30 protein-coding genes are annotated in these 24,022 nt (G+C 59.6%); 23 read left to right on the top strand and 7 right to left on the bottom strand.

All coding sequences use genetic code 11. The annotated features are described in order from the left end of the window. Positions 1-21 precede the first annotated feature (21 nt). The 9 genes from J2T09_RS12645 to visR all read left to right on the top strand — a co-directional run bounded on the left by J2T09_RS12645 (position 22) and on the right by visR (position 7,462). Positions 22-489: a chemotaxis protein CheW gene (locus J2T09_RS12645; protein WP_306834860.1), complete on the top strand. Its 468-nt coding sequence runs from the start codon at positions 22-24 to the stop codon at positions 487-489. Then, positions 486-1,394, top strand: coding sequence for a protein-glutamate O-methyltransferase CheR (gene cheR / locus J2T09_RS12640; protein WP_306834859.1), 909 nt, complete (start codon positions 486-488; stop codon positions 1,392-1,394). The genes J2T09_RS12645 and cheR overlap by 4 nt, the downstream gene beginning before the upstream one ends. Then, complete coding sequence (cheB, locus tag J2T09_RS12635; protein WP_306834858.1) at positions 1,391-2,428, top strand: protein-glutamate O-methylesterase CheB; 1,038 nt, start codon at positions 1,391-1,393, stop codon at positions 2,426-2,428. The genes cheR and cheB overlap by 4 nt, the downstream gene beginning before the upstream one ends. Then, a complete protein-coding gene (locus J2T09_RS12630; protein ID WP_112727551.1) occupies positions 2,429-2,818 on the top strand; it encodes a response regulator in 390 nt (129 codons plus the stop codon). It begins immediately after the preceding gene. After that, positions 2,815-3,372, top strand: a complete 558-nt coding sequence (gene cheD / locus J2T09_RS12625; protein WP_306834856.1) for a chemoreceptor glutamine deamidase CheD — start codon at positions 2,815-2,817, stop codon at positions 3,370-3,372. The genes J2T09_RS12630 and cheD overlap by 4 nt, the downstream gene beginning before the upstream one ends. Positions 3,373-3,451: 79 nt before the next feature. Further along, positions 3,452-3,841, top strand: a complete 390-nt coding sequence (gene cheT / locus J2T09_RS12620; RefSeq protein WP_306834854.1) for a chemotaxis protein CheT — start codon at positions 3,452-3,454, stop codon at positions 3,839-3,841. Positions 3,842-3,957: 116 nt separating this feature from the next. Continuing rightward, positions 3,958-5,655: a flagellar basal-body MS-ring/collar protein FliF gene (gene fliF / locus J2T09_RS12615; RefSeq protein WP_306834852.1), complete on the top strand. Its 1,698-nt coding sequence runs from the start codon at positions 3,958-3,960 to the stop codon at positions 5,653-5,655. 308 nt (positions 5,656-5,963) lie between these two features. After that, the gene (visN, locus tag J2T09_RS12610) at positions 5,964-6,701 is read left to right on the top strand and encodes a transcriptional regulator VisN (RefSeq protein WP_306834850.1); all 738 of its coding nucleotides are present in this window, start codon (positions 5,964-5,966) and stop codon (positions 6,699-6,701) included. Between the two features lie 14 nt (positions 6,702-6,715). Further along, complete coding sequence (gene visR / locus J2T09_RS12605; protein WP_373458439.1) at positions 6,716-7,462, top strand: transcriptional regulator VisR; 747 nt, start codon at positions 6,716-6,718, stop codon at positions 7,460-7,462. 67 nt (positions 7,463-7,529) lie between these two features. Here the strand turns inward: visR and J2T09_RS12600 are convergent, their stop codons facing one another. The 6 genes from J2T09_RS12600 to motA form a co-directional block, all read right to left on the bottom strand. After that, positions 7,530-7,973: a hypothetical protein gene (locus J2T09_RS12600; RefSeq protein WP_306834845.1), complete on the bottom strand. Its 444-nt coding sequence runs from the start codon at positions 7,971-7,973 to the stop codon at positions 7,530-7,532. After that, entirely contained in the window at positions 7,970-9,058 is a 1,089-nt protein-coding gene (flhB, locus tag J2T09_RS12595) for a flagellar biosynthesis protein FlhB (RefSeq protein ID WP_306834843.1), read from the bottom strand. Before flhB ends, J2T09_RS12600 begins: the two co-directional genes overlap by 4 nt. A gap of 165 nt (positions 9,059-9,223) precedes the next feature. Beyond that, the gene (gene fliG / locus J2T09_RS12590) at positions 9,224-10,288 is read right to left on the bottom strand and encodes a flagellar motor switch protein FliG (protein WP_306834841.1); all 1,065 of its coding nucleotides are present in this window, start codon (positions 10,286-10,288) and stop codon (positions 9,224-9,226) included. Positions 10,289-10,317: 29 nt separating this feature from the next. Then, a complete protein-coding gene (fliN, locus tag J2T09_RS12585) occupies positions 10,318-10,959 on the bottom strand; it encodes a flagellar motor switch protein FliN (RefSeq protein ID WP_306834839.1) in 642 nt (213 codons plus the stop codon). Positions 10,960-11,035: 76 nt separating this feature from the next. Then, positions 11,036-11,989: a FliM/FliN family flagellar motor switch protein gene (locus tag J2T09_RS12580; protein ID WP_306834837.1), complete on the bottom strand. Its 954-nt coding sequence runs from the start codon at positions 11,987-11,989 to the stop codon at positions 11,036-11,038. Positions 11,990-11,992: 3 nt separating this feature from the next. Then, positions 11,993-12,868 (bottom strand): flagellar motor stator protein MotA, encoded by an 876-nt coding sequence (gene motA / locus J2T09_RS12575; RefSeq protein WP_306834835.1) that lies wholly within the window; start codon positions 12,866-12,868, stop codon positions 11,993-11,995. 271 nt (positions 12,869-13,139) lie between these two features. Between motA and flgF the strand changes: the two genes are divergently transcribed. The 14 genes from flgF (at position 13,140) to J2T09_RS12505 (ending at position 23,200) form a co-directional block, all read left to right on the top strand. Further along, positions 13,140-13,874: a flagellar basal-body rod protein FlgF gene (gene flgF / locus J2T09_RS12570; RefSeq protein WP_306834833.1), complete on the top strand. Its 735-nt coding sequence runs from the start codon at positions 13,140-13,142 to the stop codon at positions 13,872-13,874. A 14-nt stretch (positions 13,875-13,888) separates the two neighbouring features. Beyond that, positions 13,889-15,271, top strand: a complete 1,383-nt coding sequence (fliI, locus tag J2T09_RS12565; protein WP_306834831.1) for a flagellar protein export ATPase FliI — start codon at positions 13,889-13,891, stop codon at positions 15,269-15,271. A 6-nt stretch (positions 15,272-15,277) separates the two neighbouring features. After that, positions 15,278-15,850 carry a flagellar protein gene (locus tag J2T09_RS12560; protein ID WP_373458446.1) on the top strand — a complete coding sequence of 191 codons (573 nt, stop codon included), beginning with the start codon at positions 15,278-15,280 and terminating at the stop codon, positions 15,848-15,850. A 53-nt stretch (positions 15,851-15,903) separates the two neighbouring features. Further along, positions 15,904-16,290 (top strand): flagellar basal body rod protein FlgB, encoded by a 387-nt coding sequence (gene flgB, locus J2T09_RS12555; RefSeq protein ID WP_306834830.1) that lies wholly within the window; start codon positions 15,904-15,906, stop codon positions 16,288-16,290. Positions 16,291-16,294: 4 nt separating this feature from the next. Then, the gene (gene flgC / locus J2T09_RS12550; RefSeq protein ID WP_306834828.1) at positions 16,295-16,714 is read left to right on the top strand and encodes a flagellar basal body rod protein FlgC; all 420 of its coding nucleotides are present in this window, start codon (positions 16,295-16,297) and stop codon (positions 16,712-16,714) included. Continuing rightward, on the top strand, positions 16,711-17,049 hold the full coding sequence (locus J2T09_RS12545) for a flagellar hook-basal body complex protein FliE (protein ID WP_306834826.1): 339 nt from the start codon (positions 16,711-16,713) through the stop codon (positions 17,047-17,049). The genes flgC and J2T09_RS12545 overlap by 4 nt, the downstream gene beginning before the upstream one ends. 22 nt (positions 17,050-17,071) lie before the next feature. Further along, entirely contained in the window at positions 17,072-17,860 is a 789-nt protein-coding gene (flgG, locus tag J2T09_RS12540) for a flagellar basal-body rod protein FlgG (protein ID WP_306834824.1), read from the top strand. Between the two features lie 20 nt (positions 17,861-17,880). Then, positions 17,881-18,375 (top strand): flagellar basal body P-ring formation chaperone FlgA, encoded by a 495-nt coding sequence (flgA, locus tag J2T09_RS12535; RefSeq protein ID WP_373458438.1) that lies wholly within the window; start codon positions 17,881-17,883, stop codon positions 18,373-18,375. Positions 18,376-18,377: 2 nt separating this feature from the next. Beyond that, on the top strand, positions 18,378-19,490 hold the full coding sequence (locus tag J2T09_RS12530) for a flagellar basal body P-ring protein FlgI (RefSeq protein ID WP_306834823.1): 1,113 nt from the start codon (positions 18,378-18,380) through the stop codon (positions 19,488-19,490). Between the two features lie 14 nt (positions 19,491-19,504). Continuing rightward, positions 19,505-20,032, top strand: coding sequence for a MotE family protein (locus J2T09_RS12525; RefSeq protein WP_306834820.1), 528 nt, complete (start codon positions 19,505-19,507; stop codon positions 20,030-20,032). Further along, positions 20,029-20,748 carry a flagellar basal body L-ring protein FlgH gene (gene flgH, locus J2T09_RS12520; protein WP_306834818.1) on the top strand — a complete coding sequence of 240 codons (720 nt, stop codon included), beginning with the start codon at positions 20,029-20,031 and terminating at the stop codon, positions 20,746-20,748. The genes J2T09_RS12525 and flgH overlap by 4 nt, the downstream gene beginning before the upstream one ends. A 36-nt stretch (positions 20,749-20,784) precedes the next feature. After that, positions 20,785-21,303 carry a flagellar basal body-associated FliL family protein gene (locus J2T09_RS12515; RefSeq protein WP_306834816.1) on the top strand — a complete coding sequence of 173 codons (519 nt, stop codon included), beginning with the start codon at positions 20,785-20,787 and terminating at the stop codon, positions 21,301-21,303. After that, positions 21,300-22,037, top strand: a complete 738-nt coding sequence (gene fliP / locus J2T09_RS12510; protein ID WP_306834814.1) for a flagellar type III secretion system pore protein FliP — start codon at positions 21,300-21,302, stop codon at positions 22,035-22,037. The genes J2T09_RS12515 and fliP overlap by 4 nt, the downstream gene beginning before the upstream one ends. Before the next feature lie 173 nt (positions 22,038-22,210). Continuing rightward, on the top strand, positions 22,211-23,200 hold the full coding sequence (locus J2T09_RS12505; RefSeq protein WP_306834812.1) for a glycosyltransferase family 2 protein: 990 nt from the start codon (positions 22,211-22,213) through the stop codon (positions 23,198-23,200). 77 nt (positions 23,201-23,277) lie between these two features. Here J2T09_RS12505 and J2T09_RS12500 read toward each other — a convergent pair whose 3' ends face one another. Continuing rightward, on the bottom strand, positions 23,278-24,018 hold the full coding sequence (locus J2T09_RS12500) for a hypothetical protein (protein WP_306834810.1): 741 nt from the start codon (positions 24,016-24,018) through the stop codon (positions 23,278-23,280). Between the last annotated feature and the right edge of the window lie 4 nt (positions 24,019-24,022).

Genomic DNA, 24,022 nt, shown 5'->3' with positions numbered 1-24,022 from the left:
CTCAAGAGACGGAAACGGAACATGTCGTATATCGTGAAAAATCTTGCTCAAGGTGACCGGGAACTCATCGCGTTCCGTGTCGGCGATCAGGAATTTTGCGTGAATGTCATGGCGGTGCGCGAAATTCGCGGCTGGACGAAAGCCACGCCCATGCCGCACGCACCTTCCTATGTCATCGGTGTCATCAACCTGCGTGGTGCCGTCCTGCCGATCGTGGATTTTTCCGCCCGTCTCGGCATGCGCAAGACCGAACCGACCCAGCGCCACGTCATCATCGTGTCGCAGGTCGGCTCGCGCATCGTCGGCCTCCTCGTCGAGGCCGTCTCCGACATTCTGACCGTCACCGAAGACAACATCCAGGCCGTGCCGGAAGTGGCCTCCAGCCTGGTGAAGCAATACGCGCGGGGCATCCTCGCGATCGACAAGCGCATGATCTGCATGATCGAACTCGATTCACTGTTCCCCGAGAACGAAAGCGAAGCCGCATGAAGGCGATGAACGCCATGGATAGCCGGCAGTCACCGGACGAGATACTTGCCAGCGGCGAATACCCGCTGTCGCGCAAGGATCTCGCCGATATTGCGGCAATGATTTATGCCGATGCAGGGATTTACCTGAACGATAGCAAGGCATCGCTGGTGTATTCGCGTCTGTCGAAGCACATTCGTAACCTGGGCTTGAGCGGCTTTCGCGAATATTGCGCACTGGTCTCCTCGCCGGAAGGTGCGGCACCGCGTCGGGAAATGCTGTCGCACCTGACCACCAATTTCACGCGTTTCTTCCGTGAAAACCACCATTTCGAACACCTGCGCGACGAGGTCCTGCCGGGACTGCTCAACCGTGCCCGCTCGGGCGGTCGTGTGCGCATCTGGTCTGCCGCCTGCTCGGACGGTCAGGAACCCTATTCGATCGCGCTCACCGTTCTGGCGATGATGCCGAACGCTGCCGACTACGATTTCCGCATTCTGGCAACCGATATCGACCCGAAGATCCTGGCGCAGGCCCGTGCCGGCGTTTACGACGAGAACTCGCTGGAAACGGTGTCGCCCGCCATGCGCAAGCAGTGGTTCCGCGAAGTCGATGCCGGCGGCCGTCGCAAGTTCCAGGTCGATGACCGCGTCAAGAAGCTGATCACCTTCAACGAACTGAACCTGATGGCGCAGTGGCCGTTCAAGGGCGGCTTCGACGTCATTTTCTGCCGCAATGTCGTGATCTACTTCGATGAGCCGACGCAGATGAAGATCTGGTCGCGTTTTTCCAGTCTGCTTCCGGAAGGAGGCCATCTGTATATCGGCCATTCCGAGCGCGTATCGGGAGATAGCAAGAATGTCTTCGATAACATCGGAATAACCACCTACCGTTATACTGGTAAAGCTGCAGGAAGGAGAGCTTGACCATGCCGGCACGCGTTCTCGTCGTAGATGATTCACCCACCATGCGTGGTTTGATCACCGCCGTCCTGAATTCAGATCCGGACGTCAGTGTTGTCGGTCAGGCCGGTGATGCCATGGAGGCGCGCGCCGCCATCAAGGAACTCAATCCCGATGTCGTGACACTCGACGTCGAGATGCCGAACATGAACGGCCTCGAATTCCTCGACAAGATCATGCGCCTGCGCCCGATGCCGGTCATCATGGTCTCCGCCATGACCCATCACGGCGCCAATGCCACGCTCGCAGCGCTCGAAATCGGCGCCTTCGATTGCGTCGGCAAGCCCGCGCCGGGCGATGCCCGCCCCTTCGGTGATCTGGCCGACAAGGTCAAGGCTGCGGCCCGTTCCACTTTGCGCCGCACGTCTGCGCCGGCAGCAATTGTGACACCTGCTACAGAATACAAGGTCGGTCGCAAGGTTGTGGCGATCGGTTCGTCTACCGGTGGAGTAGAAGCACTTATAACAGTACTTCAGAACTTCCCAAAAAACTGCCCGCCGACAGTAATTACTCAACACATGCCGTCGACGTTTACGAAAAGTTTTGCAGAACGTCTTAATCGTATCTGCGCTCCTGTGGTGCAGGAAGCAACCGACGGCGCCCGGCTGGAGATCGGCAAGATCTATCTGGCGCCCGGTGGTGAACGGCACCTGCAGGTCGCCAATCCGTCCGCTCCGGTCTGCCGACTGGTCGAGCGCGATCCGGTCAACGGCCACAGGCCGTCGGTGGATGTGCTGTTCGACTCGGTTGCCGAACTGGCCGGCCGCAATGCCGTCGGGGTCATCCTCACCGGTATGGGCCGCGATGGAGCATCCGGCCTCCTGAGAATGCGCCAGGCCGGCGCACGCACGGTGGGCCAGAATGAAAAGACATGTGTGGTCTACGGCATGCCGCGGGTCGCATACGAAATAGGGGCGGTTGAGACCCAGCTGCCCTTGAGCTCCATCGGTGAGGAAGTTTTGAAATTAACCGCCGCCCGCAAAGAAGGTACTGAATAAATGTCTATCGCTGAAAAAATCAAAGTTCTGATCGTCGACGATCAGGTCACCAGCCGTCTTCTGCTCAGCGATGCCCTGACCCAGCTCGGCTTCAAGCAGATCACTGCTGCCGGTGACGGTGTACAGGGCATGAAGATCATGTCGGAACAGCCGCATCACCTGGTGATCTCGGACTTCAACATGCCGAACATGGATGGCATCGGCTTCCTGCAGGCCGTTCGCGCCAACCCGAACACCAAGAAGGCTGCCTTCATCATCCTGACCGCGCAGGGCGACCGCGCGCTGGTTCAGCGGGCCGCACAGCTGGGCGCCAACAACGTTCTGGCCAAGCCATTCACGATTGAAAAGATGAAGGCTGCCATCGAGGCAGTATTCGGAGCCCTAAAATGAATGACCTGGCAGGTGCCAAGAAAGTCCATATTATCCAGGGCGAATTCAAGGTGGTGGACGATCCCAATATCGTCCTTTCGACCATCCTTGGTTCTTGCGTGGCCGCCTGCCTTCGTGATCCTGTCGCCGGTGTCGGCGGCATGAACCACTTTCTTCTGCCGGGATCCGGCGGTGCCATGAGCGGGGGCGGTGATGCAAGCCGTTATGGGGTGCATCTCATGGAACTGCTGATCAACGGGCTTCTCAAGAAGGGCGCACGGCGCGAACGACTGGAGGCCAAGATCTTCGGCGGCGCAAAGACCATTGCCAGCTTCTCCAATGTCGGAGAGCAGAATGCGGCTTTTGCCATGGAATTCCTTCGCGACGAAGGCATTACCGTGGTCGGCTCATCGACGGGCGGGGAATTCGGGCGCAAGCTCGAATACTGGCCCGTCAGCGGCCGCGCCCGTCAGTATCCGCTGACCGGTGCAGAAACCCAGAAGACAGTTGCTGCTGAACAGCGCATTCCCAAGCCGGCACCAAAGCCGGTGGAAGACTCGATCGAATTTTTCTGAAGTCTTTTTTTCGCATGCGAAGGGCAGGGGCGGCAGGGGGCTGCCTCACTCTTCACCAACTGCCAATTTGAGGAAAGCTATGAACGACCCTATGCCGACGCCGTCCGCTTCCCTCGAGGAAGCGCTGCCCGAGGTGCTGATGCGCCTCGTGACCGAGCTGCACGACGTTGCCTATCTGATCGAGCGTATCGAGCCGCAGCTTCTGGAAATGGGCGGCGAAGCCGACGTGATGTCCGCCGAAACCGTCAAGATCCTTCAGGGGATCGATCTTGCAGTGCAAAAGACCCGTGGTCTTGCCGAATTCGTCGATACGATCACCGCATCCATCCCGGATGAATGGATGGTCGATGTTTCCACCGCGCTCAGCCTCGTCAAGCTTGCCGACATGCAGAAGGCGCTTGGCAAAGGCATGCGCCATGGCCATTCGCAGCCCCTCAGCAAGGCTGCTGGCGATTTTGACTTCTTCTAAGAATCGGTAGGTTTCAGGGGCTTTGTTCCCGCGGGCGAAACGTTCGCACAAGCTTCGCGGACTAGGGTGCCAGTGAGCATTAGGCTCATAACCCTTGTTCATGATGCGGGAACAGAATGAATCTGTTAGCTCAATTTCAGCAAATCGGTAGAAATATCACGTCTTTAGGCCAGACAAAGCTGCTGGCACTTGCAGGCGTCGGTATCGTGTCCATGGCAATCGTGATTGCCGCGGCCATGTTCGTCAACAAACCGGCTTACGAGAACCTTTACGTCGGGCTCGAAACGACGGACCTCAACCAGGTCTCGATCGCGCTTGCCGAAAACAATATGGATTTCCAGATTGGGTCCGATGGGCAGAGCATCAATGTTCCCGTCGGCATGACCAGCAAGGCCCGCATCGTGCTGGCCGAGCGTGGCCTGCCCAATAGTGCCAATGCCGGTTACGAGCTGTTCGACAATGTCGGTTCGCTCGGCCTTACCTCCTTCATGCAGGAGGTGACCCGCGTTCGCGCGCTCGAAGGTGAGATCGGCCGTTCCATCCAGCAGATCAGCGGTGTCGCTGCTGCCCGCGTCCACATCGTCATGCCCGACGTCGGCAATTTCCGCCGCGCCGGTCAGAAGCCGACCGCATCGGTGATGATCCGCGCCAGCACGACGACCGGCCGCAAGGCTGCTTCCTCCATTCGCCACCTTGTCGCCTCGGCAGTTCCCGGCCTCGACGTCGACGACGTGACGATCCTCGATTCGACCGGCCAGTTGCTCGCGTCCGGCGACGATTACGGCAACAGCGCGCTCAGCCGCAACCTCAACATCGTCCAGTCGGTGCAGCAGGAAGTCGAGCAGAACATCGACAAGGCGCTCGCCCCCTTCCTCGGCATGGACAATTTCCGCTCCAGCGTCACGGCAGCCCTCAACACCGACAGCCAGCAGATCCAGGAAACCGTCTACGATCCGGAATCCCGCGTCGAGCGTTCGGTGCGCACCACCCGCGAAAATCAGCAGTCACAGCAGCAGCAGAACGACTCGGCGACAACTGTCGAGCAGAACGTGCCGCAGGCGGCACCCGAAACCGGTGGTGCCACCGGTCCGCAGTCCTCCGACAAGTCCGACAAGCGCGAAGAGCAGACCAACTACGAAATCAACTCGAAGACGGTCGCCACCACGCGCAACAGCTACAAGCTGGAAAAGATCTCGGTTGCCGTTGTCGTCAACAAGGGTCGCATCGGCAAGCTGGTCGGCGAACCCGTCGATCAGGCCAAGATCGATGCCTATCTCGCCGAAATGCAGAAGATCGTCACCTCGGCTGCCGGCATCAATGCCGAGCGTGGTGACGTCGTGACCCTGACGGCGATGGACTTCCTCGAAAACCAGCTCCTTGAAGAAGCCGTCACCTCCGGTCCGGGCTTCCTCGAAGTGCTGAACCGCAATCTCGGCGGCATCATCAACTCGCTCGCCTTCGTCGTGGTCGCCTTCCTGGTGGTCTGGCTCGGCCTGCGCCCGATGATCCGCAGCGTCACCGGTGGCGGTGCCAACAGCAACAATGCCATCGGCGAGCCTGCGGAAGAAGGTCTGGGCCTCGAACTGCCCGACTTCTCTCCGGGCGGTGCCAGCCCGGCGCTCATGGACGGTTTTGGTGCAGACTTCGGTTTCGACAGCTCGGACGATGTGTTCGGTGGTGGCGAGGATCCAAATGGCGGCTTCAACCGCCGCGTCAAGGAAGGCCCGGAAAAGCGCCTTTCCCGCATGGTCGAGATCTCGGAAGAACGTGCAGCCAAGATCCTGCGCAAATGGGCGGTCGATCGCGCCGCATAAGAGGGATTCACGCCTTCGTGATGACAGGGGTCGGCGCAAGCCGGCCCCTTTGTTTTTCGGGCTTCTGATTGGTTGGCTTACGAAAATACCGCAGGCGTTCCACAGGCGGGCGTCACAGACCTGTGCAGCGCACAACATAAAACGCCGACCGACGATAGCAATTCCTTTACGGATTCCTACAATGCAGTGATTCGTTACGGCGAATGGTTGTATTCGTGGAGGTCATGTTTACCGCGGGTCGGCCCGGATCGTGAAAATGCGCACGATCTTGTCCGAACGCTTATCCCTAGTAAGGGGAGAAATTCGAAATGGAGCTTCTGGGGGCAGAAAGCAAATCTGAGGGTCGGCCTTATCTGGAGCCGGTACCGCCGCGCACGGCAGTGCGCGACCAAATCGTGCGAAAGCTGGCGATCACGTCCGCGGCAAGCAATGTGCCTGCGACCATGCGTATTCTGTCCGAATATGTGGGCGCGTCGCATTTTCTTCTGGCACGTTACGACCTTATCCAGGATCAGGGGCTCGATTTCATCGTGGCGTCCAACTGGCCGTTCGATCTCGTGCGCCGTCTCGGCGCAGAGCTGACGCGCGGTTATGCGAAGTCGACGGAACTGGAAAAATGCCTGTCGAGCCTGACGCCGCAATTCGCGCTTCTGCCGGATGATGCACCGACGCCTGTCGAGATCAGCCGTCAGTATTGCGCCTTGACCTTCTGCGCCGGGCGCACGCGTTTTTCGCTGATGCTGCTGTTTCTCGAAGGCATCATCCTGTCGCAGGAACGTCTGCGCGAGGTTGGTCTGATGGCCGCCTATTCCTTGAGTTTCGGCGCCGGGACCGGTGCCAAGATCGAGCGCGATTTCGACCTGACCGAACGGGAGCTGGAATGCCTGTTCTGGATCGCCGAAGGCAAGACCAGCGACGAGATCGCCATGATCCTCGGCATCTCGCGCAACACGATCAACAACTACATCACCAGCGTCATGCGCAAGACCGCGACAAAGACGCGTTCGGAAGCCATTGCTTATGCTGTACGTAACAACCTTGTATAAGGCCGGCAATTGAAATGGGTTATTCGCGCGAACAGGCTTCTGATGTTGGAGCCGGGTTTCAGTACGTACGTGTAGCACGGGCGTCCAGCCGATCGGATTTGTTTCCGAAGCTGGTTTCCATGCAGAAGAACCTGAGTGCGCGCAATTTTGCGGTGTTCAGGGTTGCCGGTGCCGGCATGCCCAACAAGCGCAAGCTTGTCTGCGAGCTTGAGAACTGGGGCTCGGCGGGTGTCGAGAACGGCAATATGCTGATCGAGGCCTGTGGCGAATTTCTGCTCGAGCATATCGATTGTTCGCTTCTGCCGGTCGTCTGGAACGGTACCGATCTTGCAAACCGCGTCGATACCAACGAATTTGCGCCGATGATCCGCCGGCTGGAACAGGTTTCGGTGCCCTTCGGCGGCATTGCCTTCCCGGTGCGTCTCGGCGCGGTCGGCAACGGTTATATCGCCTTCCTGTCCAATGCGCTCGATCTGGCGAGCGACGTCATCGTCGACCAGCATGTGCGTAGCTGCCAGGTGATGGTCGATCTTCTGGCGCTGGAGGAAAAGCGGGCTGTTCCGTCCGAAACATTGAGCGATCGCGAGATCGCCTGCCTGCAACTCGCCGGTGACGGTCAGATCAGCGAAGAAATCGCCGACAAGCTCGGTCTCTCCGTGCATACCGTCAACGCCTATCTCGGCTCGGCGACAATCAAGCTCGATTCGGTCAACCGTATCCAGGCGATCGCAAAAGCCATCCGCCTTGGCTATATCCACTGACATTCCGACATCAAAAAAGCCGCCCGGGAAATTCACGGGCGGCTTTCGTATGTCCGGCTGTAGCTGTTCAGGCAGCTTCTGCCTGGTCCTGATGGTTGACCGTGAATTTTGCCTCGGAAAGGCTGCGGGCAAGGAAACGGGTGTTTTCGTCCGGATCTTCGGAAGGGTTCTGGAAGGCGATGTGATCGATCTCGATCGCCGCCATCTGGTCGGCCAGCGTCAGGCGCGCATAGACCGAAACGCCCTTGGGCTTGATTTCGAGATCGAGCGTGATTTCCGGAGCCCCGCTCCATTCCAGGCGATAATCGCCACCGGAACCGAAATTAATGGTGTTGGGATGAAAATACAGTTCGGCCGCAGAGGACACCAGATCCGCGATGCTGTTGTATCGTTCAAGTCTCAGCAAGGCGATCAGATCGCCGGCATCCAGTAATCGTAACTCCGACGCGACTGGTGCGATTGCAAGCCCAAGAATTTCTTCACGTTCTCTGGAGAAGTTACATTTTTTCATTGCGGTTGGCGTGTCCGTTGTTTGGGCGTACGAGCGGCGTAGACCCTGTGTATGAGTTCCGCGACAGCCTTGTAAAAAGCTGATGGAATCACACTATCCACCGAGACTTGCGCAAACATGGAGCGCGCAAGCGGCGGATCTTCGAATACGGGGATATTGTTTTCCTCTGCTATCTGCCTGATTCTCAAGGCAACCAGGTCCTGTCCCTTGCCAACGATGACAGGCGCGTCGTTTTCTTCGCGCACATAACGCAGCGCGATCGCGTAATGCGTGGGGTTGGTGATGACCAGCGTCGCGCGCGGAATGTTCTGGATCATGCGCTGGCGGGCGCGGCTGCGCATGACCGAGCGCTGGCGGGCCTTGACCATCGGATCGCCCTGCGACTGCTTGTGCTCGTCCTTGATTTCCTGCTTCGTCATCTTCAGGTTCGAGAACCACTGGTGCTTGGTCCAGAAGAAGTCCACCACCGCCAGCGTTGCCGTCGCCAGAAGCACGATGATCATCATCTTTCTGGTGGTCGCCTCCAGCTTCACCAGAATGGTGGCCGGATCGGAGAACATGATGTCCAGCGAACTCATGAAATCGCCGTGCAGCACGAAATAGAAGATCAGCGAAACGACCATGATCTTGAAGACGGACTTGCCGAATTCGACCAGGCCGGCGACGCTGTAGATCTTGGAAAAACCCTTGCTGATCGAGACACGGTTCGCCTGCGGGCGAATGCGTTCCAGCACGAATGACGGCAGGTTCTGCGCAAATGACGAGGCGAGGCCGAAAACGATCATCAGGATCATCGCCGGTGCCAGAAAACCGGCCATGTCCCAGCCGATGCGGCTGCCGATCGACACGATATCGGTGGTGTTTTCAAGCCGCCACTGGTCAGGCTGTTCGAAAATGTCCTTCAGCTTTTCCGAAAGAGTGGCGATCGATCCGGGCAGGTAGAAGACCAGATAGATGTAGAATGCCAGCGAGGATGCAAACAGCGTGATCTCGCGTGACATCGCCACGTTGCCCTTCTGGGCAGCGTCGGACATTTTTTTCGCTGTGGGGTCTTCTGTTTTACTGTCTTTATCTTCGTCAGACATCGCTGAAGTCCTGCTGCGAATCGCCCGGGTTTACCGGGCAGTCTATCGCATCGGGCGGTCAAACGCAGTTGCGTGGGGAAAGGTTGGTCGCGAAGCCGCAAGGCATGCACAACAAAAAGCCGGCGGGGTGGCCGCCGGCTTGGTGATTTTCGAATGCCTGAAAGATCAGGCGGCTTCCGCAGCATTCTGGGCCGGCTTGTCGCCTTCCGCATCCGGATCCTTGAGCTGGATCTGGCCGCTGTTGGACAACCGGATGGCTTCCTGGGCAACGGCGCGGCGGGCGATCGCCACTTCGCGCGGGTTGATGACGGTGTTGGTGGCCTGCAGATCCGATTCGATCATGCGGCGCTGGCGCGGGCTGATCGCCGACAGGACGGCTTCCTTGATCTCCATCGAGGCGCCACGCAGCGCCATGGTGATGATGTCGCCGGCGATATCGTTGAGCAGCAGGACGCGGCTGCGCTGCGGCATGGCCAGAAGGTCCTCGAAGAGGAAGATCTTCGGGCGAACCTTGTTGACCGAGGCCTTGCTCATCGTTTCGAGCGAGGTCAGCAACGTGTCGACCTGCGGCTTGTCGAGCTCGTTCATCAGCTCGGCAACCTTGTTCGCGCCGTTCGAATTGCGCTCGGCTTCGATCTTCGAGACGAGATCCATCACGCGGTTCTCGATGATCTGCGCAGCCTTCGGGCTGACGTCCTTCATGTTGACCGTACGGTTCATGATGTCGGCGCGGCGGCTTTCCGGCAGTTCCAGCAGAACCTTGGCGCCGAAGGCGGACGGGATCATGGAGAGGATGTAGGCGATCGTCTGGGGATGCTCGCGGCTGAGGAACTTGCCGATAAAGGCCGGTTCCGCATCCTGCAGCTGATCCCAGATCGAGGTCTGATAGGCTTCGAAGGCGGTGCGGCGGCCGAGCAGGCCGTCGACTTCCTCGGGGGTAAGACCTTCTTCGAGAATGCTTTCGATGGCCTTGGCGTTATCCATCAGGCCCGCACCTTCGGTGAACAGGTCCTCGAACTCGTTGACGAGCCCCAGCAGTTCATCCGGCGGAATTTCACGCAGGTTCTGAGCCGAGGCGATGATCGTCTGCAGCTCTGCCTGGGTGAAATATTTCAAAAGCTTGCCGGCGACGCCCTTGCCCATGGCAAGCAGAACCGCAGCAGCCTTTTCAGCCTGGGATAGGGGTGAACCGGCTACAGCGCCTCCACCGAAATCCTCGAAGTCCATCATGGTCTTACCTCACTGTCCCTACATCGGGATCAGGTTGTTTTGGTGCTCAAAACTTCCGTCAGTTTCACGCCGAAGCGCGTATCGTCGTGTTCAAGGACGGTAATCTCGCCCTTGGCAATGCGTCGGCCATTGACGGTGATTTCCACCGGCTCGCCGATTTTCTTGTCGAGCGCGATGGTCGCGCCTTCTTCCAGGTTCATCAGACCGGAAACCTGCATGCGGCTGGTGCCGAGCACGATTTCGAGGTTGATCGGGATATCCATGATCAGGTCGAGATTGGCATTCAGCGCGCTGCCCGGAGCAGACGTTGCTGACATCGGGGAGCCACCGAAATCGGAGGAACCGCCAAAGCTTGCGCCGCCGCCGAAATCGGAACCGCCCAGATCGGAGCCGCCGAAGTCGGAGCCACCAAAATCGGAAGCGCCGAAATCCGAGGAACCGGTATCCGTCGTGCCGAAAGCGGGCGTTGCGTCGATACCGCCGCCGAACTGTGCGTCGAGATCGAAGTCGCTCGAACCTGCACCGAATTCAGCGTCGAAAGCCGGTGCTTCGCCGGTGGCGTCGGCCTTCAGCACACCGCGCAGATCGTCGATCGCCTGGTCGAGATCGGCTTCATTGCCGATCGGGGACAGATCGTCGTTCTCGGTAATAGGGGTCGGTTTCTTAGCCATGGAAAACATTATTCCTTATGAAACTTGCGTCAGCCTGCCCAAGGGCACGATTTCATGCGGCGCGAACGATCGTCGATCATCCTGCCAGATGTTTGAGGATCTCGTCGTCGCTGCTGATATTATCCTTTACGCGAACCGTATAACGCTCGCCGGAGCGCCCGAATTCGCACATGTACATGTCGCGGCCGTTGGCGCTGACCTGTACCGATACATCGCGCGCATCCTCGAAGCCGATGACGTCGCCGGCGGCAAGCCGCGAGATGGTCGACAGCGTCAGCTTTTCGAGACGAATGCGGGCTTCAAGCGTCACCTGCGAGCGGCGCACCTGTTCGTTGATCCGGTCGGTCCATTCCTGCTTGCCCTTGCCGATCTGGCCGGTAGGTTTCGGCAGGACGACGCGCGTCTTCAAAAGCGCGCGCTGCGGAATGACAAGCGCGATTTCCGATTGAACATTGCCGAGCTCGATCGACATGCGAATGACGGCGCCGTATTCGGCGCGGCTGTCATCCTCGTGTTTCGAACGGTCGTCGGCATTGTGCGGGGCTTCCAGCGTCGCCTCGAAACCACCATCGGCATTGACGCCGGAGCGCAGCACGTTGCCGATCCGCTCATAGACCATGGCGGCGAGATCGAGCTCGATATCCGACAGCTGGCGTTCGGGTGGCTGCTCGATCGTTTCGGCTTCGGCGCCGAGCATCAGTTCCATCAATGAGATGACAAAACTGTTGCCGCAGGCGAGAACGAAATTAGGGCTCCAGTTGCGAAGCGAACCGTTGACGAAGGAAAAGGTGTCGCCGAGATCGGCCACCAGTTCGCTCATCAGGCCGCTTTCGAAGCCGGTATAACCGACCTGGATGGCAATGCCGGTCTCGCTGTGGAAGACGTCCGGCAGGAAGCCGGAATAGAGCTGACCGAAATCGATGCAGATCTTTTCCACCGTCTGCCGGTCGCCCAGGCCGCCGGTCAGCTTGGCCAGCAGCGAGTGCTCCATGGCCGGGATATGATGTTCGGAAGCGTTGACGTCGGTCATGGTTTAGGCTGCCTTCTCTGCGCCGCCGCCCGGGTTCATCATCTCCTGCTCGACGCTGTCGATCGACGGGCGCTCGTAGTTGGAGATGGTCTTGCGGCCATATTCCAGCGCAACCTGCGGAACCGAGCCGTTCATGTAGGCGAGCAGGGTCTGCTTGACGATGATGTAGAGGCGATGCTGCTTGCCGCGCACGATCTTGATCTGCGAGGTCAGCGGGTTCATCAGGCAGTAGGAGAGGAAGATGCCGAGCATGGTGCCGACGAGAGCGGCGCCGATCAGGCCGCCGAGCACTTCCGGCGATTCGTTGATCTTGGCCATGGCCTTGATGACGCCGAGAACGGCGGCGATGATGCCGATGGCCGGAAAGCTGTCGCCGATCGCAACAAGCGAATGATACGGCTTCATCTTGTCGTGCATCATCGTTTCGATTTCTTCGTCCATCAGCGCCTCGATCTCGTGGCTGCGGGCGTTGCCGATGATGATGAGACGGACATAGTCACAGATGAAGGACGTCAATTCCTTGTTCTTCAGAACGGTCGGAGCCGACTGGAAGATCGGGGATTCGTCGGGATTGTCGATATGGGCTTCGATCTCGTTGCGCGACTTGGTGCGCAGGTCGCGCATCAGCGAATAAAGAACGCCGAGCACGTCGAGATAATGCCGCTCCTTCGGAACCGAATATTTGAAGGCCTCGCCGATCGCCTTGCCCGAATCCTTCACCACCTTGAGCGGGTTGCCCATGATGAAGGCGCCAAGACCCGCACCGCCGATGATCACCAGTTCGAATGGCTGGAAAAGCGCATCCACGTGCCCGCCCATCGCCATGAAGCCGCCGATAATGCAGCCGACGCTGATCACAAATCCGATAATAATAGTCATCGCGTGTCTATGCCCGATCTTTTTCTCGTGTTGATGGGATACGGGTTCTGGCTTGCGTGAGGCTGGCTGTCGCCGGTTTTTTGGCAATCACATACGGTCCGGCATCATGCCGGGAGCGGGACAGTTTCGCGCAAGTCTATCCGCCTAGTTTCCGCGAAGATCGGTCGGAATCCCGCCCGAAGCGAGCATGCCATGCGGACGCGTCATCCTTTTAAATGCCGTCGGCCCGGACATGCTCTCGCCCCTTCAATGAAACACGGAGGCAGATGATATGCAATCCGGACTGTATGTCGGCATTTCTTCACAGATCGCGCTCGAGCGCCGTCTCAACACGATTGCCGACAACATGGCGAACATGAACACTGTCGGCTTCCGCGCCACGGAAGTGAAGTTCGACGAGGTCATGAGCAAGACCCGTAACGATATCAATGCCAAGGTCGCCTTCGTCACGCAGGGCAACGACTATCTCTCCACGCGCAGCGGCGCGCTGGAATCTTCCGGCAACCCGCTCGATTTCGCCATCAAGGGCGACGGCTGGTTCTCGCTCGATACGCCGGCCGGCCAGGTTTTGACGCGCGACGGTCGTTTTACGATGAAGGAAACCGGTGAACTGGTGTCCGTGCGCGGCTTCCCGGTTCTCGATGCCGGCGGCGCGCCGATCCAGCTCAACCGTGCCGGTGGCCCACCGCAGGTCGGCGCCGATGGCGGCATCCTGCAGGATGGCGTGCGCGTCGGCCAGCTCGGTGTCTTCACCGCCGATATCACCAAGGGTTACCTGCGTTACGAAAATTCCGGCGTGATCCCGACCGAAAACCCGCAGCCGGTCGTCGACACGATCAGCACCTCCGTCGTGCAGGGCTATGTCGAGGAATCCAACGTCAACGGCATCGGCCAGATGACGGAACTCATCCAGGTCAACCGTGCGTTCGAAGGCATCGCCTCGCTGATGAGCGACAGCGAAAATTCTCTCAAGGAAGCGATCAAGACATTGGGCGGCTCGCGCTGAGGATCATCTGACGGATGGAAACGATCATTGCCGAAACGCTGGCTTCGGGCCGTCTGGCGCATCTTGCCGGCCTTGCCAAACGTCATGCCGCTCCCGAACAGTCCGTCACCCATGGCGGCCGCGTGCGCACCATCGCGGCCGGGCACTACACGGTCAGCGGCCTTTCCAGACATGTGCGTCTGGGCGAATTCGTCGGCCATCGCAGCCCGACCGGCATTCACCTCGGCGAAGTGGTGCGTGTCGAACCCGACGTGATCTATGTCTGCCCGATCGAACCGGGCGAGCCGATCGGCATCGGCGATGTCGTCATCCAGAAGGGTGCATTCCGCATCGCACCCGATGACAGCTGGTGCGGCCGCACCATCAATTCGCTGGGCGAACCGATCGACAATCGCGGTCCGCTTTCCTCGGGTATGGATCGTCGTTCGATCTCCAACACGGCGCCGCCGTCGATGACGCGCAGCCGAGTCGAGACCGGTTTCATGACCGGCGTGCGCGCCATCGATATCTTTTCGCCGCTCTGCCTCGGTCAGCGTCTCGGCATTTTCGCCGGTTCCGGTGTCGGTAAATCGACGCTTCTGTCCATGCTCGCGCGTGCCGATGCCTTCGACAAGGTGGTGATCGCGCTGGTCGGCGAACGTGGCCGTGAAGTGCGCGAATTCATCGAGGACACGCTCGGCGACAACATGGCGAAATCGATCGCCGTCGTCGCCACTTCCGATGAAAGCCCGATGCTGCGCAAGATGGCGCCGCTGGTGGCCATCACCATTGCCGAACACTTTCGCGACAAGGGCGAAAACGTGCTGTTCATCGCCGACAGCGTTACCCGTTTTGCCCATGCCATCCGCGAGGTCGCGGTGGCTGCCGGCGAGCCGCCGGTCGCACGTGGTTATCCGGCCTCGGTCTTTACCGAACTGCCGCGCCTCTTGGAACGCTCCGGTCCCGGCCCGGAAGGCACCGGCACGATCACCGCGATCATCTCCATCCTCGTTGATGGCGACAATCACAACGACCCGATCGCCGATTCGGCGCGCGGTATTCTCGATGGCCATATCGTGCTGGAACGCAGCCTTGCGGAGGAGGGGCGTTATCCGCCCATCAACCCGCTGTCGTCAATCTCGCGTCTGGCCCGCAAGGCCTGGAGCGGAGACCAGGAAAAGCTGGTGTCGCGATTGAAGGCGCTGATCCACCGGTTCGAGGAAACCCGCGACCTGCGCCTGATCGGCGGCTACCGCACCGGCAGCGATGCCGATCTCGACATGGCGATCAAGCAGGTGCCGATCATTTACGACGTGCTTAAGCAGACCCCAGCCGACCAACCCAGTGCAGATGCCTATGCGGACCTTGCCAATGCCCTTCGGGCAGGCATGGCACCGCCGCCACGACCGAGAGGATAACCCGTGATCGCAGACGACCAGGATGTTCCGGTAAAGCCGATCCGGGCACCGAAGCAGAAATCCAAGCTTTCAGACCACATGGTTCTGGCGGTCGGCATCGTGCTGGCCGGAGCTTCCGCTTTTTTTCCGTGGTATGTATTCCTCAACGAAGACAAGTTCGGCATCAGGGTCAATCCGATGGATCACACCCGCGATCTGCCGCCCGGCCATGCCCGCAACGTCTTCAGCGTTTCGCCGCTCGCCATGGTGAACAGCAACAAGGACCAGCCAAAACCGCCGGTGGACATGATCGACAACATCACCACGGCGACGACCTCGTCCGTGGGCACGGTACGTCAGGCGCCTCCGCAGGATCTCCTGGAAGAACAACCGCTTCCGGGTCGCGGCGGCTTCCGCCTCATGCATGTCTCGAACGGCCGTGCCCTCATCGAGGATGCCGCCGGCATGTATATGGTCAGGGTCGGCTCGATCCTGCCCGACAACAGCCGTCTGGCCACGCTCGAGCAGCGTGATGGCAAATGGGTGATCGTCACCACCGCCGGTGAAATCTATTCCAACGAAGGAACGTCGCGCCCGTAAGTCTGACGCAAGATTACTAACATAGGTTCCCCTTACAAAATGGAGAGAAACCTATGCAACCCATTCAATTGTTCGCGCTGGCATCGAAGCAGGCCGAGTGGTTGACTGTGCGCCAGGAAGTTGTCGCCACCAACATCGCCAATGCCAACACGCCGCAGTACCGCGCCAAGGATGTCGCATCCTTCGACGCGGTTCTCGACAACACGTCGATGCGGATGTCCCGCACCAATGCGGCGCATTTCGGCGATAGCCAGCTCAGCAATAACGTCAAGGTCGAAGAGGCCGCTCTCAACGACGAGATCGGCATCCAGGAATCCGGCAACACCGTCGCAATCTCCAAGGAGCTGTCGAAGGCCGGTGAAATCAAGCGCCAGTACGAGCTCTCCGCCAATCTGGTGAAAACATTCAACAGCATGATGCTTTTGACAGTGAAGAGGTAAGCACATGGATCCGCTTTCAGCCGCTTCGAAGATTGCCGGGTCGGGAATGGAGGCTCAGGCCACCCGACTTCGCATCGTCTCGGAAAATATCGCCAACGCACGCACCACGGGCGATACGCCCGGCGCCGATCCCTATCGTCGCAAGACCATCACCTTCGGCGCCGAAATGGACAAGGCAGCCGGCGCGGAAGTGGTCGCGGTCAAGAAGCTTGGCGTCGACCAGGGCGAGTTCGCCCAGGAATACGATCCGAGCCATCCGGCGGCTGACGAGAAGGGCATGGTCAAGATGCCGAATGTCAACATGCTCATCGAAATGGCCGACATGCGCGAAGCCAACCGCAGCTATGACGCCAATCTCCAGATGATCAAGCAGACGCGCGACATCGTTTCCTCCACCATCGAACTTCTCAGGTCCACACAATGATCGACGCACTCAAGAACGTAAGCTCGCTTTCGCTGTCTCGCGGCATCGGTTCGATTTCGTCGGACGAAAACACCACCTCGCTTCTCGGTCAGGTCCAGAAGCCGGTCGAAAATGCCGGTCTGAGCTTCGCAAGCGTGCTGGGCAACGTGGCAAGCTCGGCGGCAGACGCGCTGAAAATCGCCGAGAGCAAATCCGTCGACGCCATCCAGGGCAAGGCCAACACGCGTGAAGTCGTCGACGCCGTCATGGAAGCCAACCAGTCGCTGCAGACCGCCATCGCGCTGCGCGACAAGCTGGTCTCGGCTTACCTCGATATCTCGAAGATGCAGATCTAGTAGCGGATAAGGAACCTTACCGATGAGAGCACTTTCCGTTGCAGCGACGGGCATGGATGCCCAGCAGACCAATCTTGAGGTCATCGCCCACAACATTGCCAACATCAACACGACCGGCTTCAAGCGCGGCCGTGCGGAGTTTGCCGACCTTCTTTATCAAACCGAACGCGCCCAGGGCGTGCCGAACCGCGCCAACCAGGCCATCGTGCCGGAAGGCGCCAATATCGGTCTCGGCGTGCAGACGGCTGCCGTTCGCTACATCCACGAACAGGGCCAGCTGACCCACACGGAAAACAACCTCGATCTGGCCATTGTCGGTCGCGGTTATTTCCAGGTCCAGTCGCCCGATGGCGGTACGATGTACACCCGCGCCGGTGCCTTCAACCAGAATGGCGATGGCCAGCTGGTCACCATCGAAGGGTATCAGGTCATCCCGAACATCACCTTCCCGGCCGATGTCACGGAAACCGTCATCAGCCGCACGGGCCAGGTCAGCGTCCGCATCGGCAATGCCACCGACTATACCGAGGTCGGCCAGCTGACGATGGCGAATTTTGCCAACGAGGCCGGTCTGAAGCCGCTCGGCGACAACCTTTATGCCGAAACGCCGGCATCGGGCGAAGCGGTCATCGCCGCTCCGGAAGACCCGGGCTACGGTTATGTACGTCAGGGCTATCTCGAAGCCTCCAACGTCGATGCCGTCAAGGAAATCACCGACATGATCTCGGCGCAGCGCGCCTACGAGATGAACTCCAAGGTCATCACGACCGCCGACGAAATGTCGAAGATCGTGAGCCAGAACCTCAAGTAAACCCAAAAGGCAGGGCAGACATGATGTTTCGCCGGACACACGAAAATGCAGCAAGGATCGGTCGAAAAACCGTCCTTTCCCTCTTGTCGATTGTCGCCGTGGGCATCGCCACGCCGGCCGCAGCCGATATGGGCATGGCCGTCGTGCCGACGCGGATCATCTATCCGGGCGAAGAGATTTCCGTCTCTTCGCTCAACACGGTCGAGGTGACCAACCCCAATCTCGCGGGCGATTATGCGCAGTCCGTCGAGGAAGTGAGCGGCATGATCACCAACCGCACGCTTTTGCCGGGCCGCACCATTCTCGTGTCCGCGCTCAGGGTTCCCTACCTCGTCAAGCGCGGCACCAATGTCCGCATCACCTTCGGTATCGGTAACATGACGATCTCGGCATCCGGTTCGCCGTTGCAGAACGGTTCGGTCGGCGATGTCATCCGTGTCCGCAATATCGATTCCGGCCTGTCCGTCAGTGGCACGGTCATGGCTGACGGCACCGTTCAGGTGATGGCGAAATGATCATGAAGCGTTTTCTTGCCCTTTCCCTCGCGATCGCGACCCTTTTGGGCCCGGTCCAACCGGCCTTCGCCGACGCAGCGCGTATAAAAGATATCGCATCGTTGCAGGCCGGTCGTGAAAACCAGCTGATCGGTTATGGTCTGGTCGTCGGCCTTCAGGGTTCGGGCGACAGCCTGCGCTCCTCGCCGTTTACCGAGCAGTCCATGCGCGCCATGCTGCAGAACCTCGGCATTTCCACGCAAGGCGGCCAGTCGAGCGCGCGAAATCTCGCCGCCGTCATGGTCACCGCCAACCTGCCGCCATTTGCCAGCCCCGGCAGCCGCATCGACGTCAATGTTTCTTCGCTGGGCGATGCCACGTCGCTTCGCGGCGGCACGCTGGTCATGACCTCGCTTTCCGGCGCCGATGGCCAGATCTATGCCGTTGCGCAGGGCGCGGTCGTCGTGTCCGGCTTTACGGCGCAGGGCGCGGCCGCAACCCTCACCGAAGGCGTCACCACCTCCGGCCGTGTGCCGAACGGTGCCATCATCGAGCGCGAACTGCCGTCCAAGTTCAAGGATGGGGTCAATCTGGTCCTGCAATTGCGCAACCCGGACTTTTCCACCGCGCAGCGCATGGCCGATGCCGTCAACATGTTTGCCTCGCAGCGTTACGGCGGCCCGGTCGCCGAAGCGCGCGACAGCCAGGAAGTCATCATCTCCAAGCCACGTCAGGCCGATCTCACCCGCCTGATGGCCGAAATCGAAAATCTGGTCGTCCAGACCGATACGCCCGCCAAGGTCGTCATCAACGAGCGCACCGGCACGATCGTCATCGGCGCCGACGTGAAGGTGTCGCGCGTCGCCGTCAGCTACGGCACCCTGACCGTGCAGGTGACCGAGACGCCGCAGATCATCCAGCCGGAACCGTTCTCCCGTGGTGAAACGGCGGTGCAGGAACAGACCGACATCATGGCGATGAAGGACGGCGGCCAGGTCGCCATCCTCAACGGGCCAGACCTGCGCACGCTGGTGGCCGGCCTCAACAGCATCGGCGTCAAGCCGGACGGCATCATCGCCATCCTGCAGGGCATCAAGTCCGCCGGCGCCCTTCAGGCCGAACTTGTGCTGCAATGACGGAGAAAAAAGCGATGTTCACGATCACGATTTCCGCATCGACCGTTCGCAAGCTCCTCGTTGCCGGCGTGGTTCTCGCCGCCGTGCCGCAGGTCAATGCGCAGCAGCAGATGGCCGAGCCTCTGGCGCCGACAACGGCCGACGATATCCAGCGTTTCTGCACCAATATCGCCGATCCGGCCCGCGACCAGCGTTACCTCCTGCAGAAGCAGGAACTGGAAAAGCTGCAATCGGATGTCGATGCCCGTATCGCCACGCTCGAAACCCGCAAGGCGGAATACGAGGACTGGCTGAAGCGCCGCAACGATTTCCTGAAAAGCGCCGAGATCGGTCTTGTCGATATCTTCAAGACGATGAAGGCCGATGCGGCAGCGCCTCAGTTGGCTGAAATGAAGATAGAGATCGCAGCCGCGATCATCATGAAACTGCCGGCGCGCCAGTCGGGCCTGATCCTTGCCGAGATGGACCCGCAGAAGGCGGGCATGATCTCGACGATCATCGCCAGCGCGTCAGACCCCAATACTTCGAAGGACCGTACATGATGAAGCGTGCTTCAGCCCTCGTGGCCGTGATGTTTCTGGCAGGCTGCCAGAACCAGACGCTGAAGGAAATCGGCAACGCCCCGGCGATGAGCCCGATCGGCAGCGGCCTGCAATATGCGCAGGCGCCGCAGATGTCGTCCTATCCCAAGCAGCCGCGCCAGATGGCCAGCGGTTATTCGCTGTGGAGCGACAATCAGGCGGCTCTCTTCAAGGATGCCCGCGCGCTCAATATCGGCGACATCCTGACGGTCGAGATCAAGATCAACGACAAGGCCGATTTCGACAATGAAACCGACCGCAGCCGCACCAATTCGACAAAGCTCGGCTGGCAGGCCGGCGTCAAGAATTTCCTCGGCTTCAGCACCGATGCCGGCACCTCCGGCGACATGGGCACGGGTTCGTCCTCCGAAAGCAACGGCAAGGGCACGATCAAGCGCGCTGAAAAGCTGAACCTGATGGTCGCCGCCGTCGTCACCGGCGTTCTCGAAAACGGCAACCTCCTGATCAGCGGTTCGCAGGAAGTGCGCGTCAACCACGAGATCCGTATCCTCAACGTCGCCGGTATCGCGCGCCCGAAGGATGTCGATTCCGAAAACCAGATCTCCTACGACAAGATCGCCGAAGCCCGCATCTCCTACGGTGGCCGTGGCCGCATGACGGAAATGCAGCAGCCGCCGATCGGCCAGCAGGTCGTCGACATGTATTCGCCCTTCTAAGCGGCACGGCAGGGATCGGATATAAGGAGCATGGCGATGGACGAAACGACGCCGGAAGACGGCCAGGCCAAGAAAAAGGGCGGCATGGTGATGACGATCGCCGGCGTGGCGATCGTGACGCTGGTTGGTGCCGGTGGCGGCTGGGTTCTCGGCGGCATGATCGCGCCACCGCCGCCGGCACCGCCGGCAGCCGTTGCCGCACCTGCTGCGGCAGGCGCCCATGGCGAAGGCGGCGCCCAGGAGGCCGGCATCCAGCCGATCTCGACGGAAGCCAACGGCATCGTCCTGCTCGACCCGATCACCACCAATCTTGCCTACCCTTCCGACAACTGGGTGCGGCTTGAAGTGGCGCTGATGTTCCGTGGTCCGACCGACGTGCCGCTTTCGCAGGAAATCCATCAGGACATCCTCGCCTATCTGCGCACGGTTTCGCTGCAGCAGATCGAAGGCCCGCGCGGCTTCCAATATCTTCGGGATGACCTTCAGGAACGAGTTGACCTGCGCGCAAAAGGCCGCGTATCGAAGGTGATGTTCAGAACCTTCGTGATTGAATGATTCGACTTCTCGTACTGCTCGCCGTCATCGTCGCGGCACCGGGCCTGGCCCACGCACAGCAGTCGCCGGCAGATCTTCTCAATCTGCCGACGGACGGTTCCGCGGCCTCGTGGATTATCCGCACCTTTGGCCTTCTGACCGTCCTTTCCGTCGCTCCCGGCATCATGATCATGGTGACGAGCTTCCCGCGCTTCGTCATCGCCTTCTCCATCCTGCGCTCCGGCATGGGCATGGGCACGTCACCGCCGAACATGGTTCTGGTCTCTATGGCGATGTTCATGACCTTCTATGTCATGTCGCCGACCTTCGACCGCGCCTGGAACGAAGGCGTGCAGCCGATGCTGTCGAACCAGATTACCGAAGCACAGGCCGTCGAGCGCATCGCCGAACCTTTTCGCGTGTTCATGAGTGCGAACACGCGTGACAAGGACCTGTCTTTGTTCGTCGATATCGCTCGCGAGCGCGGCCAGTCGGTCGGCACGCCGGAACGGGTGGATTACCGCGTCCTGATCCCGGCCTTCATGCTGTCGGAAATCCGTCGCGGTTTCGAGATCGGCTTCCTGATCATCCTTCCCTTCCTCGTCATCGACATGATCGTCGCCGCCATCACCATGTCCATGGGCATGATGATGCTGCCGCCGACCTCGATCTCCCTGCCGTTCAAGATCCTGTTCTTCGTGCTGATCGACGGCTGGAATCTGCTGGTGGGAAGTCTGGTCAGATCGTTCAACTGAGTGGCCAGGTGCCGTCACGCGGTGACGGCTGCGCCTCATCAAGGACGGCATTCAATTGCTGCCGCAAGCCTGAGGCAAGCACGCACGGACTAAAGTGAAGGCTATCGTTGTTCTCTGCCGGCACTCATCCGGCATTCCGGAACCAGCTGCTCGTTGCTTTTAAAAGGCCAAAAATGCCCCTTATCAGTGTCATGATCCCGGCGCATAACGCTGCGGCATCGATCGGTCGCACGCTCGACAGCATTCTGGCCAATACAGTGCCGCTCGAGATCATCGTGGTGGACGATTGCTCCACCGACGAAACCGCAGCGGTGGTGACGACCTATGCGCAACGGCATGCCGGGATCAGGCTGGTCCGCAACCGCGAAAATCTCGGCGGCGGCGGCTCCCGCAATGTTGCGCTCACGCATGCCGCCGGCGACTATTATTATTTCATCGATGCCGACGATGTTCTGCATGCCGGCGCGCTGGATGAGCTGTCGATCGTCGCGGAAAGATCAGGCGCAGACGTGGTCGTGTTCAAATACGCGATGATCACACGGGAAAACGCGCCTTCTGTCGGCATGATGGGCAAGGATCAGCAGGCATGGACGAAAATTGCTGGAGACAGACCCGCAGCATTGGTCGATCTCGAAAAGCACGGCATTCTGCTCGGCATGCTGAACTATCCGTGGAACAGGATACTGAAGGCGGATTTTTGCCGCTCGATCGGGTTACGCTTTTCGCAAACTGCGGTGCATAACGACATACTCGCTTTCTGGCTGACTTTCCTGAACGCCAGGACCATCGTGATGTATAACCGGGAACTGATCACGTACCGGCAGATCGTCAATTCCGATCAGACAACCAATGTTTTCGACGAGCGCCGGCTGGATGTTTTCAAGGCGTTCGAGGATGTGGAGGCCGTGTTCAGCGATCGAGGCGATTTGAAGGAAAAATATTATCCGTGGTTTCTGTTGCTGAAAATGGATGTGTTAGCATGGATAGCGTCACGACTGGCCCCAGGATTGCGTGACAGATTTATCGCCCTTGTCGCGGACAATTATTCCAGGCACATGACCGACAAGGCCTATGCGGACGCGCAGGCCGTGTTCCCGCAAGTGGCCCAATTTTCCGCAGTCCTGCGCAATTCTCCCGAGGCGATCGGTCGGTTCTTCCGGTAGGTAGAACGGTGGCTGCGCCCAGTCTCGATGCACTTCCAGACGAAAGGCGAACCGCTCTACAACGTGGAAAGCGGATCCTAAGGATCGCGCAGAGGGTCCGTGCCGAGAAGATGCTCTCCCCATCCCAGGTGCTGCACGAAGGCGCCGATTTCGGCCTGCGTGCCATGACGCAAAAAGAAGTGGCTGGGTTTCCAGTCCAGCGGGCGGCGCCGGCCGAACGGTAGGTCGGAAAATGCCAGCCGCATGCCTCTTGCGGCAATCGCGCATTTGACCTCGGGACTGAGCGCCTTGTCCGATGTCGTTATGTTCTGGTAGTTCGCGACGAACCGAGGGATGATCGCGGTCCTGAAAATCATGATGCCGGTCTGGAGCGGTTGCGGCGTTTCGTTGCCGTTTGGTGCAATGATATCGGCGTCCGGGTGTGCCGCGATCTGCTGCTCGATGATGTCTTGTCCATGGAACAGCGTGCCCTGTTCTATCAGGACGGTGTATTCGTCTCCGTTCGCATAACCGTACATGAGCCCAAGTATCAGCGCGCGCGACCAGCCGCACAGAAAGTCGATGTCCTGTGCGGCATGCCCGAAATTTTTCTGCAGCCGAACCTGGCTGATGCGCGGATCTGCGGGCAATTCGGGCAAAACGGGCGACGCGGAGTCGATGATCAGAATGCTTTTCGGGTCGGTAAACCGCTGAATGCAGTGATACCAAAGATCGAAACACCGGGCCGAGCGGACGAATTCGTCGCCATAGGTTTTGTAATCACGCTGAGCATGATCTGCGTACCAGCCCGTAACGATGCTGTAGGAAAATCGACTCATGATC

It is taken from the genome of Neorhizobium huautlense (assembly GCF_030811685.1).
Taxonomy (GTDB): domain Bacteria; phylum Pseudomonadota; class Alphaproteobacteria; order Rhizobiales; family Rhizobiaceae; genus Neorhizobium; species Neorhizobium huautlense_A.
Note: the sequence above shows the minus strand (reverse complement) of the source record. Positions and strands in the feature narration are given on the sequence as shown.